The sequence below is a fragment of the Deinococcus marmoris genome, assembly GCF_001949125.1.
GTDB classification, from domain to species: Bacteria; Deinococcota; Deinococci; order Deinococcales; family Deinococcaceae; genus Deinococcus; species Deinococcus marmoris_A.
In genome coordinates, this window is sequence record NZ_MSTI01000104.1 from 19,235 (window position 1) to 31,314 (window position 12,080).

Genomic DNA, 12,080 nt, shown 5'->3' on the forward strand with positions numbered 1-12,080 from the left:
ATCAGAAGCTATCCGGTGACTTCATCTGGAAAACTGTTTTACCGTTCGCCGCGTACATAGGGCCGTCCCAGCCCGGCGGGCGCGTCGCCCTGCTGGCCGCGCAGTCCGGCCAATGCCAGCACCACCAGCACCAGAACGAAGGGCATGGCGTTAAAGACCTCCGTGGGTACGGGACTGTTGCCTTGCAGGCGGAATTGCAGATAGTACAGGAACCCAAAGAACAGCGCCCCCAGCACGGCGCGCAACGGACGCCAGCCCACGAAGATCACCAGCGCCACGGCAATCCAGCCCAGGCCCCCGGTCATGTTGTCGGCCCACGACGCGCGGTACGACAGTGCCAGAAACGCCCCGGCCAGCCCCGACAGTGAGCCGCCCGCCAGCACCGCCCAGATTCTCACCGCACCCACGTTGACGCCCAGCACGTCCGCCGCCGCCGGATTCTCGCCCACCGAACGCAGGGTCAACCCCGAGCGGGTGGAGTTGAGGTAAAAGGCCATGACCACCGCCAGCAGCAGCGCCGCCACCGTGAACGGGTTGATGATGAAGCCGCCCAGATTCCAGTCGTTGACCTTGTTGAACAGCGGCAGCCCTTCAAACTTCTTGCCCAGCAGGCCCGCCGCCCCAGTGCCGATCAGCGCCAGCGCCAGCCCGCTGACAAATTGATTGGCGCGAAGGGTGACGGTGGCCACCGCATGCAGGGCCGCGAGAGCTGCGCCCGCCAGCATGGACGCGCCCACCGCCAGCCACAGGTTGGCGTCCGGGCTGCTGGACGCCACCGCGAAGGCCGCCAGCGCACCCACGGCCATCATGCCCTCCACGCCCAGATTGACCACGCCGCCGCGCTCGTTGATGATCGCGCCCAGGCAGGCCAGCAGCAGCGGCGTGCCCACCGACAACGCACGGATCAGGGCTTCGACGACGATGTTATCCATGTGGGGCCTCCAAGCAGAATGTTTGTATCTGACCCTTCACGCCCGCGCTCCCCAGACCACGCGGTTTCGCACGAACACTTCCGAGGCGATCAGACACAGCAGGATCACGCCGGAAAATACGTCCACCACGCGGAAGGGCATGTTCAGATCGATCTTGAGAATGTCGCCCCCGGCCAGGATGACGCCCATCACCGGGGCGGTGATCAGGCACAGCGCCGGATTGCCGCGCGCCAGCCACGCCACGATCACGGCTGTGAAGCCGTAGCCCAGGCTGATCTGCCCGGCTTCCAGCAGGCGGTGGTGGATTCCGGCCACCTCGCCCGCCCCAGCCAGACCCGCCGCGCCGCCCGTGATCAGGGCGACGATGGTCATCACGCGCGCCGAGCTGATGCCCGCGTACCGCGCCGCGCCGGGATTCTCGCCCACCACGCGCAGGGCGTAGCCGAAGGTAGAACGGCTCAGCAGCCATTGCAGGCCCAGCGCCACCGCCACGCCCAGCAGCAGCGTGGGCCAGTGGACCTGCGTTCCGGCGATCACGGGCAGGTTGGCCGCGTCTGGAAAGGAATCGGTGTAGATGTAGCCGCGCACGTCCTTGCCCTTCCACGGCCCGGCGATCAGGTAGGTGACCAGCGCGACGGCGATGTAATTGAGCATCAGCGTGGACAGGATTTCGTTGACGTTCAGGCGGCGCAGCAGCGCGGCGATGAGTGCCCACAGGCCGCCGCCCACCGCGCCCATGAGAAAGACAGCGGGCAGCAGGATCGGCCCTGGCAGCGGCACGAACAGCGCCGTCCCCGCCGCAAAAACCGCGCCCAGCAAGAGTTGTCCCTCGCCGCCGATGTTGAAGAACTGCGCGCGGAAGGTGATGGCCAGACCCGCGCCGATCAGCAGCAGCGGAATGGTGCGCCGCCCGACTTCGGCCAGCCCGGTAGAGTCGCCCAGCGTGCCGCGCAGCATGGTGGAGTAGACCTCGGCGGGCGAGACGCCGTAGAACACGAAGATCAGCGCGCACAGGCCCAGCGCCACGGCGACGGAGGCCAGCGTGACCAGGCCCGCGCGGGCAGTGGAGGGGGCGGCGAGGGGGATGAATCTCATGGGGTCACCTGGGAGGTTGGAGTGAAGTGAGTTGAGGTGAAAGGGTGGGTCCCACGAAAACCCCTCTCCTGCGGAGCTGTACCAGTCAGTCTGCTTCGCAGCCAGCTCCCCTTAAAGGGAGCCAGGAGTGCGGCGGTGGCCGGGCAATTCCGCAACTCTTGCCTCCCTTCTAAGGGGAGGTCCCCCGCAGGGGGGGAGGGGTTAAACCGTGGGACCCATCCCTGAACACCGCCCGTCAACATCCTTTCCCTCACGCCACCACCCCCTGATCCGCGCCCGGCACACTGTGCGGATGCGCGCCACCCATCAGCAGGCCCAGCGACTCGCGCGTGACCTCCGACACCGGGAAGGGGCCGCGCAATTCGCCTCCCACCATCACGCCGATTCGGTCTGAGAGGCTGAGCAGCTCGTCTAAATCCTCGCTGACCAGCAAAACGCCCGCGCCCTCCTGGGTGCGTTCCAGCAGGACGCGGTGAACCTGATCGGTTGCCCCGATGTCCAGGCCGTAGGTGGGATGAACCGCCAGGATCAGCCGGGGATTGCCATGCAATTCGCGCGCCAGGATCAGCTTCTGGATGTTGCCTCCGCTGAGCAGGCGGCTGTGGGTGTGGATGCCGGGGGGGGCGACGCTGTACTGCTCGACATCCTGCCGCGCCCGCTCGTCGGTGGCTTTCAGATCACGCGCCAGCCCGCGCGCCAGCGGTGAACGGTCATAGCCGCGCAACGCCAGATTGTCGGCCACGGTCATGCTGGGCACGGTGCCGCTATGAATACGGTCCTCGGGGATATGGGCCACGCCGCCCTGAAAGCGCTCTGCCGCGCCGCCGGTCAGCGGCTGGCCGTCCAGCGTGACCGTGCCGCGCGCCGGGTGCAGACCGGCCAGCACCTCCACCAGTTCACTCTGACCGTTTCCGGCGATTCCGGCCACCCCCAGCACCTCGCCGCGCCCCAGCGTGAAGCCCACTCCGCGCAGGGCGGGCAGGCCGCGCGAGCCATTGGCGCTCAGCCCCTGCACGTCCAGCAACACTTCACGACTCGCCGGAGCCGCGCCGCGTTTGCGGGTAAAATCCACGCCCCGGCCCACCATCAGCTCGGCCAGACTTTCACGGGTTGCGCCCGCCGTGGGCACGCCGCCCACCACCTTGCCGCGTCGCAGGACGGTCACGCGGTCCGCCACGTCCAGCACCTCGTCCAGCTTGTGAGAGATAAAGATCAGGCTGCGGCCATCAGCCTTCAACTCGCGCATCACGCGGAACAGGCCCGAGGCTTCCTGGGGGGTCAGCACACTTGTCGGCTCGTCCAGAATCAACACCCGCGCGCCGCCCAGCAGGGCGCGGATGATCTCCACGCGCTGTTTCTCGCCGGGCGACAGGTCCGAGACGCGGGCCGTGGGGTCTACCTCCAGCCCATATTTCTCCGAGAGTTCGCGCACGCGGCCTGCCACACCACGCGCAGGAAACAACCCGGAACCGCCGCCCAACGCCAGATTCTCGGCCACCGAATGCCTTGAGACCAGCAGCGGGTGCTGCGGCACCAGACCAATGCCCAGCTTCCTGGCCTCCGCCGGGCTGCCGATGCGGACGGTCTGACCGCCCAGTTGCACCGTACCCTCGTCGGGCTGATACAGGCCGTACAGGATGGAAATCAGGGTGCTTTTGCCCGCGCCGTTCTCGCCCAGCAGGGCCAGCACCTCGCCAGCAGCAACGGTCAGGTCCACGCTGTCGTTGGCCACCACGCCCGGAAAACGCTTGGTAATCCCGCGCAACTCCAGCGCGGGCGGACTGGACGTTTGTTGTGGATGGGTCACGCCCACAGTCTGGCAGATTCTTAACGCTTGATGAATTCCGGTTTAGACGCTCTGTGCCGGGCACAGCTCTCTGAATCGGACCAATTGCACCTGACCCGGCCCAGACCTGAGAAATCTGATCCATACCTTTACCCATCCGGGCTGACATTCCGCTGACCTGCCAGTGACCGGGGGCTGACACTCGGCCCGCAGACTCGGGGGCATGAAGAAGATCTTCCTGCTGGGCCTGGCCCTGTCCGCAACTGCCGCCGTCACGTCCGCCTCGGCCCAGAGCCTGACCGGCGCGGGCGCAAGCTTTCCGTACCCGCTGTACAGCAAGATGTTTGCCGAGTACAAGAAAGACAAGGGCGTCAGCGTCAACTACCAGAGTGTCGGCAGCGGCAGCGGGCAGAAGCAGATCATCGAGCGCACCGTAGACTTCGCGGGGTCCGATAACCCCATGAGCGACGAGACCATGAAGACCGCCCCGGCCAAGCTGCTGCACATCCCCACCGCCATCGGCGCAGTCGTGCCCTCCTACAACCTGCCCGGCGTGACCGCGCCCCTCAAGTTCACGGGCAAGGTGCTGGCCGACATCTACCTGGGCAAGATCAAGTTGTGGAACGACAAGGCGATTGCCGCCCTCAATCCCGGCGTGACCATTCCCCCGCTGCCAATCACTGTGGCGCGGCGCAGCGACGGCTCCGGCACCACCTTCGTGTTTTCTGACTATCTGTCCAAGGTCAGCAGCGAGTGGAAGACCAAGGTGGGCACGGGGAACAGCCTGGACTGGCCCGTGGGCACCGGGGCCAAGGGCAATGACGGCGTGGCAGGCGTCGTGAAAAGCACGCCCGGCGCGCTGGGGTACGTGGAACTGGTGTACGCCAAGCAGAACAAACTGCCCTACGGCAGCGTGCAGAACCGCGCGGGCACCTTCATCCTGGCCGACAACGGCCCCGCCAGCAAGGCCGCCGAGGGCGTCGTGATCCCTAGTGATACCCGCGTCAGCATCACCAACAGCCCCAATGCCGACGCCTACCCGATTGCCAGCTTTACCTACGTGATCTTTTATCAGGATCAGAAATACGGCAACCGCACCGAGGCGCAGGCGATGGAACTCAAGAAAATGTTGAGCTGGATGACCACCACCGGGCAGCAGTACAACGAACCGCTGGACTACGCCAAGCTGCCCAGCAACGCGGCGAACAAGGCCAAGACCATCATCAACTCCATGACCTACGGCGGCAAGAAGCTGTAGAAGCTGGTTGTAGGGTGTAGGAACAGACAGAACCCAGATTGGCGGGGCGCGGGGAGGTGGTTTTCCCCTGCGCCCCGCTTCTGTTTGAGGCATGTGGAGGGCATCCCAGGCGCTCCAACTCCCTCTCCTGTTGTCCCACAACCCACATCCCACGACCCATCTGACATCCCCCTGACGCCCCTCCGGTCAACTGCCACCATGCACCCGATTTGGGAGACCCCACAGTCAATGAGAGACGGCCATGAGTGATCCCGCCCGCCGCCTGCCCACCCGCGCGTCGATGTCCAGCGCCAGTGACGGGGTCTTCCGCACCATCATCCTGGCGCTGGCCAGCGTGATCGTGCTGGTGTTCGTGGTCAGCCTGTACCTGCTGGGCAAGGACAGTTGGCCCGCGCTGCAACGCTTTGGCACCGACTTCTTTACCACGCGCACCTGGAATCCGGTCACGGGCACCTTCGGGGCCGCCGCGATGATCACGGGCACGCTGGTCACCAGTTTCGTGGCGCTGATCATCAGCGTGCCGCTGGCGATTGCCAGTGCGCTGTTCGTGGCCGAGTACGCGCCGAAATGGCTGGCGAATCCGGTGGGCTACCTGATCGAGCTGCTGGCCGCCATTCCCAGCGTGGTGTACGGACTGTGGGCGCTGTTCGTGATCGCCCCGGTGCTGGCACGCTGGCAGATCACCTTCTTTAGCCCGGAATACCCGGAGCGGCTGGCGCTGTACACCAAATGCGCAGGCATCTGGGCCAACGATCAGACCACCCTGCAATGCTTTTTCGTGCCGTCGTCGGGGGCGGGGCGCGGGCTGGCGCTGGCGATCATCATTCTGACCGTGATGATCCTGCCGTACACGGCGAGCGTGGCGCGCGACGTGATCCGGCTGGTCCCCGCCGATCAGCGCGAGGCGATGTACGCACTGGGCGCAACCAAGTGGGAAGTGATTTCGCGGGCCATTCTGCCGTATGCGCGGGCCGGAATCATGGGCGGCGTGATCCTGGCGCTGGGCCGCGCGCTGGGCGAGACGCTGGCAGTGGCGATGGTGATCGGGGACAGCCAGGACATCCTGAAAAGCCTGTGGGGCAACGCCAGCACGATGGCCTCGGTGATCGCCAACCAGTTTGGCGACGCGCAGGAACTGCTGCACCGCTCCAGCGTGGTGACCCTGGGCTTCATCCTGTTCTTCGTCAGTGTGGCGGTCAACCTGCTGGCCCGCGTGCTGATCGGGCGGCTGACGCCCAAGGGTGTCAAATGATGGGCGTCGCCACTTCTGCCCGCCCGAAGGCCAGGACCGGCCTCAGCACCGCGCGAAAGGCGCAGAACATGGTCATGGGCGGCCTGATCCTGCTGGCCACCCTGCTGGTGGTTGCGCCACTGATCCTGATCTTCGTGTACCTGATCCGCGAGGGAATCGGCGCAGTCAACCTGGACTTCTTTACCAAGGTGCCTGCCCCCGAAGGCGAGACGGGCGGCGGCCTGCTGAACGCCATCACCGGAAGTCTGATCATGCTGGCGATGGCCTCGGTGTTCGGCGTGCTGATCGGGCTGGCGGGGGGCATCTTTCTGGCCGAGTACCCGCGCCATCCGCTGATGCCCGGCATTCGCCTCGTCAGCGACGTGCTGGCGGGCATCCCGGCCATCGTGATGGGACTGGTGGCCTACGGCCTGATCGTGCTGAACTTCGGCTTCTCGGGCTTTGCCGGGGCGCTGGCGCTGGGCTTCCTGATGATCCCGATTGTCGTGCGGACCACCGAGGAAGTGCTGAAACTGGTCCCGCAGACCGTACGCGAGGCGGGCCTGAGTCTGGGCCTGCCGCAGTGGCTGGTCACACTGAAGATCGTGCTGCCCGCCGCTGCCGGGGGAATCATTACCGGCGTGATGCTGGCGCTGGCGCGGGTGGCAGGCGAGGCGGCCCCGCTGATCTTCACAGCGTTCGGCAACCCCAATATCAACTTTGATCCCAGCAAACCCATGAGCGCCCTGCCGCTGGAAATCTACCGGGGCGCAACGAGTGCCTATGACGAGAACCAGCGCATGGCCAAAGCTGGAGCGCTGCTGCTGATCGTGCTGATTTTCGTGACCAGTCTGCTGGCCCGGCGGTTCAGTAGGAAGGTCTAAGGGTCAAGAGTCGAAGGGTCTAAGAAAGAAACAAGACCCGACGACGCGCTCTTTCTCTTTGCCTTAGACCCTCAGACCTTTAGACCCTTAGACCACTCCAAAGGAGCCACATGACCCCCATTCTCAGCGCCAAGAACGTCAATATCTTCTACGGTGACAAGCAGGCCGTGCAGAACGTGAATCTGGACGTGCAGCCCGGCACCGTCAACGCCTTGATCGGCCCCAGCGGCTGCGGCAAGACCACTTTCCTGCGGGCCATTAACCGGATGCATGACCTGACACCCGGCGCGCGGGTCAGCGGGCAGATTCTGCTGGACGGCGAGAACATCTACGCGTCCGGGGTAGACCCCGTCGCCATGCGCCGCCGCGTGGGCATGGTGTTTCAGAAACCCAATCCCTTTCCCACCATGAGCGTGTTCGACAACGTGGTGGCGGGCCTCAAGCTGGCCGGAATGCGGAACAGGGACCAGTTGATGGCCGTGGCCGAGCGCAGCCTCAAGGGCGCGGCGCTGTGGGAGGAGGTCCGCGAGCGCCTGAACACCCCGGCCACCGGGCTTTCGGGCGGACAGCAGCAGCGGCTGTGCATCGCCCGCGCGCTGGCAGTGGACCCCGAGATTCTCTTGATGGACGAGCCGACCAGCGCCCTCGATCCGTCCAGCACGGCCAAGATCGAGGAACTGATGACCGATCTGAAAAAGGTCACCACCATCATCATCGTGACCCACAACATGCACCAGGCGGCGCGGGTCAGCGACACCACCTCGTTTTTTCTGGTGGGCGATCTGGTGGAACACGGCCCCACCGATCAACTGTTCCAGTCGCCGCGCGACGAACGCACCGAGGCGTATGTGACCGGGCGCTTTGGCTGAGCGTGAGGGCATACGGGGAGGGCGGGGCCATGTCCGGCTTTCTTGACCACCGCATCACGAAGGCGCGCGATACTGGCCGCATGAGTGTGCAACCCTCGTCCCAGCGCCCGACTCCGGGCGGCGCGGCCAGCGTGGAACGGGTCACGGCCCGTTTTCTGCGAATGCTGAGCATCACGCTGGAGCAACTGGAGGCCGTGCGCGACGCCGACGCCCGCTCCGAATTCTCTGGCCTGAGCGCCCGCGCCGGGGTGCTGGAGCAGGAAACCAACGAACTGGAGCGCGAGATTGAGGACGCCTGCCTGAGCGCCTTCGCCGCGCCGCTGAGCGCCGGGGAACTGGCCTTTCATCTGGTGGTGTTCCGCAGCCTGACCAATCTGGAGCGGGTGGGCGATTACGCGCTGAAGCTGGCCCGCGATCTGGAACATTTTGCCCCGCGCGCCCGCAGCGCCACCTTGCAGGACGTGCTGCCGCTGGTCCGGTTGCTCTCGCGGATGCTGGAGCGGCTGGCCTACGCCTTTGCCGAACGCGACGTGGGGGCGGCGAGAGAAGTCATGCAACTGGACTATGAGCAGGTGGACGCCCTGTACGAGCAGATGCAGCGCGCCAGCTTGACCCGTCTGCTGGAGCGCCCCGAGGACACCGAGGTGGCCCTGACCGCCGGGCAGATCGCCCGCAATCTGGAGCGGCTGGGAGACCATCTGGTCAATGTGGCCGAGCGGCTGGAAGCGCTGGTGCTGGGCCGGGTGGCGGGCCAATGACCCAGATCGTGACCATCCGCCGTGCGCGCCCTGACGACGCCCCATTCGCCGTTCCGCTGATTCAGGAGACCATCGGCCACATCGGCTTGGTCCTGACTGGCGCAGCAACTGACGCCGAGGCCGAGGGGGTGATGACGGAGTTCTTCGCGCGTCCTGGCAACCGCCTCAGCTTTCAGAACGTGTGGATTGCTCAGCGCTCCGGCGAGGCGCTGGGCCTGCTCCTGGGGTACGCAGGGGCCGATTCCGGGGCGCTGGACGAACCGTTCCGCGAACATTTACGTGGAAGGAATCTGCCCAGCGACTTTCTTTCCGAGGGCTTGCCCGGCGAGTGGTATCTGGACACGCTGGCCGTCACGGAGGCGGCACGCGGGCACGGAGTCGGGGCGCGGCTGTTGCAGGAAGCCGCCGCACAAGCCTCGGCAAATGGCCTGGAACGCGTGGGCCTGCTGGTGGAACACGGCAACCGCGCCGCCCGGCTGTATGAACGTGAGGGCTTCAGCGTCGAGGGAAAGCGGACACTGAGCGGTCACGTTTATGACCACATGATCCGCCCAGCTCAAAACACCGCTCAGTAGATGTGAAAGTCCTTCAGGCCCGTCTCCTCGCTGGTCTGGGTCTGGACATCACGCACGCGGGCGTGGGGCGGGCCGCGCCGCAGCCAGTGCAGCAGGCGGTTCAGATCGGCCTCGTGGCCCTCTGCGACGACCTCCACCCGGCCATCGGTCAGGTTCTCGGCGTAACCCTGCAACTTCAGGTCACGGGCATATCTCTGGACGTACAGGCGGTATCCAACCCCCTGAACGTGGCCAATCACAAGGGCAGTCAGACGCATGGGGTCCAGAGTAACGCCCGGACGGGGATACAAAGGCCAGCAATCTGACGGTCCGGTGAGGCTGCGGGCTGCCAACTCACGCGCTGGCCGTTAGAATACCGGCAATGCGCGCGGTCCCGGAACAATGCAGGAGCAACAGGACCGGGCGCGGCGTGGGGGGCGCGTGACCGACGATCCGGCGGCCCGGCGCGCTCCCACCGAATCAGAACTGAAAAAATCGCCCCGCACCCCGGCCCGGCGGCGGCGCTGGCCGTGGGCACTGCTGGGCGTGGTGGCCGTGCTGGCGCTGGTAATCGTCTTCTCCCCCACCCTGTTCGGCGGCTGGCTGCTGGCGCGCTACGGCCCGGACCTGGGCATCAGCGCAGAGCGGGTCAGCGGACCGATCTGGTCCCCCCGGCTGCAAGGCGTGCGCGTGAGACAGCCCGGCGTGGACGCGCAGGTGGGGCAAGCGGGCGTCACGGTGGAGGCCTTCAACCCCTTCAGCAAAACGCTGCGGCTGGGCGCGAGTGTGCGGGACACCACCGTGAACCTGAACGCCGCCGAGCTGATCAAGAGTCTGGAAAAAGCGGGCAAGGGCGATAAGGCGGACGGCAACGGCTGGAACGTCTCGCTGGGAGAGCTGAGCGTGCAGAACACCCGCCTGAACGTGGACGGCAAGAAGGGCGAGATTCCCGACGCGCAAATCCAGATCAAGCCGCGCCAGGATGGAGGGCTGAGTGTCACGGGCCGCACTCCAGAGGGCGAACTGAGCGCCGAGGTGACACTGGGCGAGAACAACGTGATCACCGCCGATCTGGATGCGGACGCGCGGGTCCTCAACTTTTACTGGCCGGGGGTGACGGCGGGGCGCATCACTGGCAAGTATGTCCTGAACGACGGTCCGGTACGCGGCGATCTCAGGATCAGCAAAGCCGCCGTGCGCGTGCCGGAGGCGAAGTTCGTGACTGTGACAGGCGTCGGCGGCACCGTCACCCAGCGCGGCGACGACATCGATCTGAAGCTGAGTGGGCAGGGCTGGAACGGGCCGCTCACGGCCACCGGCAGCGTGGACTTGAAAGCGAAAAACTGGACCGTCACGGCAGACGCCTCGCCCACCGTCTCCGGGCTGGCGCGGGCGCTGGGCACCACGGGCGAGGGCGCACTGAACTTGCGCGTCACGGCGGGCGGCTGGCAGGACGTGCAGGTGTCGGCCCAGGCGGGGGGCGCGGGCAAATTGTCGGGCATCGCCTTCAGCAATGCGCGGGCCAGTTACGCCTTCATGCACGCCGCCGGGGAAAAAGCGCCGCAGAACAATGACCTGACCTTCAGTGCCGACACCCGACTGGGCAACTCCTTGCAGAAGCTGAGCGGCACCTGGACCCTGGACCGCTCCGGGCAGGCCGAACTGGTGGGGGCGTTCGGGCAAAAGCCGCTGAACATACAGGCCAGCATCGACGCGCAGAACCTGATCACCCTACGCGGGCAGGGGCTGGGCGGCCCACTGTCGGGCACCTTCGCGCTGAAGGGCGAGCGTTTAAATGCCGTGCTGAATCCCACCTACGGCGCGGCAAAAGCGAAGGTGGCCCTGAGCGGCAAACCCAGCGACCTGCGCGCGATGATCACAGGCGGCACGGCGGGACCGTTCGCGCTGGCAGGCACGGCGCGGCTGAACAAGCAGGGATTGAAGGCAGACCTGGGAACCGTAAAGCTCGATCTGGACCCGAAATTTCGTGGAGGCTGGAGCGCCCAGAATCTACAAGGCGCGGGCCTGACCCTGTCCGGCGCGGGGCAACTCGATCTGGAGGGCGGCGACGTGACAGGCAACCTGACGGCGCAGATTCCAGGCGTGATCAAAACCCTCAGCGGGCCGCTGGACGTGAATTACCTGCGGCAGCGCGGCACCTTTACCTCCGGCCAGCAGGTGCTGCGCTGGAACGGCGACTCCTTCCCGATCACGGCGCGCAATCTGGAAATCCTGGGCGGCCTGAAGGTCAGCGGCGACGTGACCGTGACCAACACTCTCAAGGCATTCGGCACGCTGACGGCGCGTGGAAACGGCTTTGACCTGACCGTCACCGGACGCGGCACCCGCGCCAGCCTCAGCGGCACAGTGAATGGCGGCGCGGCAAACGGCGTGACCGTGCTGGCCGACACCAGCCTGAGCGCGCCCTACAACACCACTGCCCGTATCCAGGGAGCGGACATCGGGGGCAACCTCAGCCTGACGGACGCGGGCGGCGTGCGCTTCGATCTGACCACGGCGGGACAGACCGCGCGGGGCGTGATCGACGAGCAGAACGTGAACGCCAGCGGTCGCGTGAACCTCGCCGCGCTGCGTCCACTGGTGAATCTGCCGGACCTTTCCGGCACGCTGGACCTAAATCTGGCCGGGCGGGGCGGCACGGCAGCCGTGAACGCCAGCGTGGCGGGCGCGGACGTGGCGGGCACATTGACCC

The 12,080-nt window shown here is 66.1% G+C and carries 10 protein-coding genes and 1 pseudogene; 7 read left to right on the forward strand and 4 right to left on the reverse strand.

What is annotated here, in order from left to right; all coding sequences use genetic code 11:
- Positions 1 to 38: 38 nt before the first annotated feature.
- The 3 genes from BOO71_RS15570 to BOO71_RS15580 form a co-directional block, all read right to left on the reverse strand.
- Positions 39 to 932, reverse strand: a complete 894-nt coding sequence (locus BOO71_RS15570; protein WP_075833980.1) for an ABC transporter permease — start codon at positions 930 to 932, stop codon at positions 39 to 41.
- 36 nt (positions 933 to 968) lie between these two features.
- The gene (locus BOO71_RS15575; protein WP_075833982.1) at positions 969 to 2,027 is read right to left on the reverse strand and encodes an ABC transporter permease; all 1,059 of its coding nucleotides are present in this window, start codon (positions 2,025 to 2,027) and stop codon (positions 969 to 971) included.
- Between the two features lie 250 nt (positions 2,028 to 2,277).
- Positions 2,278 to 3,834, reverse strand: coding sequence for an ABC transporter ATP-binding protein (locus tag BOO71_RS15580; protein WP_254843185.1), 1,557 nt, complete (start codon positions 3,832 to 3,834; stop codon positions 2,278 to 2,280).
- Between the two features lie 202 nt (positions 3,835 to 4,036).
- Between BOO71_RS15580 and pstS the strand changes: the two genes are divergently transcribed.
- The 6 genes from pstS (at position 4,037) to BOO71_RS15610 (ending at position 9,388) form a co-directional block, all read left to right on the forward strand.
- Complete coding sequence (pstS, locus tag BOO71_RS15585; protein ID WP_075833986.1) at positions 4,037 to 5,071, forward strand: phosphate ABC transporter substrate-binding protein PstS; 1,035 nt, start codon at positions 4,037 to 4,039, stop codon at positions 5,069 to 5,071.
- A 241-nt stretch (positions 5,072 to 5,312) separates the two neighbouring features.
- The gene (gene pstC, locus BOO71_RS15590; protein ID WP_075833988.1) at positions 5,313 to 6,323 is read left to right on the forward strand and encodes a phosphate ABC transporter permease subunit PstC; all 1,011 of its coding nucleotides are present in this window, start codon (positions 5,313 to 5,315) and stop codon (positions 6,321 to 6,323) included.
- Positions 6,320 to 7,186, forward strand: coding sequence for a phosphate ABC transporter permease PstA (gene pstA / locus BOO71_RS15595; protein WP_075833990.1), 867 nt, complete (start codon positions 6,320 to 6,322; stop codon positions 7,184 to 7,186). Before pstC ends, pstA begins: the two co-directional genes overlap by 4 nt.
- Positions 7,187 to 7,296: 110 nt before the next feature.
- Positions 7,297 to 8,055, forward strand: coding sequence for a phosphate ABC transporter ATP-binding protein PstB (pstB, locus tag BOO71_RS15600; protein WP_075833992.1), 759 nt, complete (start codon positions 7,297 to 7,299; stop codon positions 8,053 to 8,055).
- 161 nt (positions 8,056 to 8,216) lie between these two features.
- Positions 8,217 to 8,813, forward strand: a complete 597-nt coding sequence (locus BOO71_RS15605; protein ID WP_083653499.1) for a phosphate signaling complex PhoU family protein — start codon at positions 8,217 to 8,219, stop codon at positions 8,811 to 8,813.
- Positions 8,810 to 9,388, forward strand: a complete 579-nt coding sequence (locus tag BOO71_RS15610) for a GNAT family N-acetyltransferase (protein WP_075833993.1) — start codon at positions 8,810 to 8,812, stop codon at positions 9,386 to 9,388. The genes BOO71_RS15605 and BOO71_RS15610 overlap by 4 nt, the downstream gene beginning before the upstream one ends.
- On the opposite strand, the gene BOO71_RS15615 is transcribed toward BOO71_RS15610, so the two are convergent.
- Positions 9,382 to 9,645: an acylphosphatase gene (locus BOO71_RS15615; protein ID WP_075833995.1), complete on the reverse strand. Its 264-nt coding sequence runs from the start codon at positions 9,643 to 9,645 to the stop codon at positions 9,382 to 9,384. The genes BOO71_RS15610 and BOO71_RS15615 overlap by 7 nt on opposite strands.
- Positions 9,646 to 9,769: 124 nt before the next feature.
- Here BOO71_RS15615 and BOO71_RS15620 point away from each other — a divergent pair.
- Positions 9,770 to 12,080 (forward strand): annotated as a pseudogene (locus BOO71_RS15620) (translocation/assembly module TamB domain-containing protein); the annotation flags it as partial.

Coding starts and splice junctions, on each gene's coding strand:
- BOO71_RS15570 (WP_075833980.1), bottom strand. CDS start 932: ATGGATAACATCGTCGTCGAAGCCCTGATCCGTGCGTTGTCGGTGGGC.
- BOO71_RS15575 (WP_075833982.1), bottom strand. CDS start 2,027: ATGAGATTCATCCCCCTCGCCGCCCCCTCCACTGCCCGCGCGGGCCTG.
- pstS (WP_075833986.1), top strand. CDS start 4,037: ATGAAGAAGATCTTCCTGCTGGGCCTGGCCCTGTCCGCAACTGCCGCC.
- pstC (WP_075833988.1), top strand. CDS start 5,313: ATGAGTGATCCCGCCCGCCGCCTGCCCACCCGCGCGTCGATGTCCAGC.
- pstA (WP_075833990.1), top strand. CDS start 6,320: ATGATGGGCGTCGCCACTTCTGCCCGCCCGAAGGCCAGGACCGGCCTC.
- pstB (WP_075833992.1), top strand. CDS start 7,297: ATGACCCCCATTCTCAGCGCCAAGAACGTCAATATCTTCTACGGTGAC.
- BOO71_RS15605 (WP_083653499.1), top strand. CDS start 8,217: ATGCTGAGCATCACGCTGGAGCAACTGGAGGCCGTGCGCGACGCCGAC.
- BOO71_RS15610 (WP_075833993.1), top strand. CDS start 8,810: ATGACCCAGATCGTGACCATCCGCCGTGCGCGCCCTGACGACGCCCCA.
- BOO71_RS15615 (WP_075833995.1), bottom strand. CDS start 9,645: ATGCGTCTGACTGCCCTTGTGATTGGCCACGTTCAGGGGGTTGGATAC.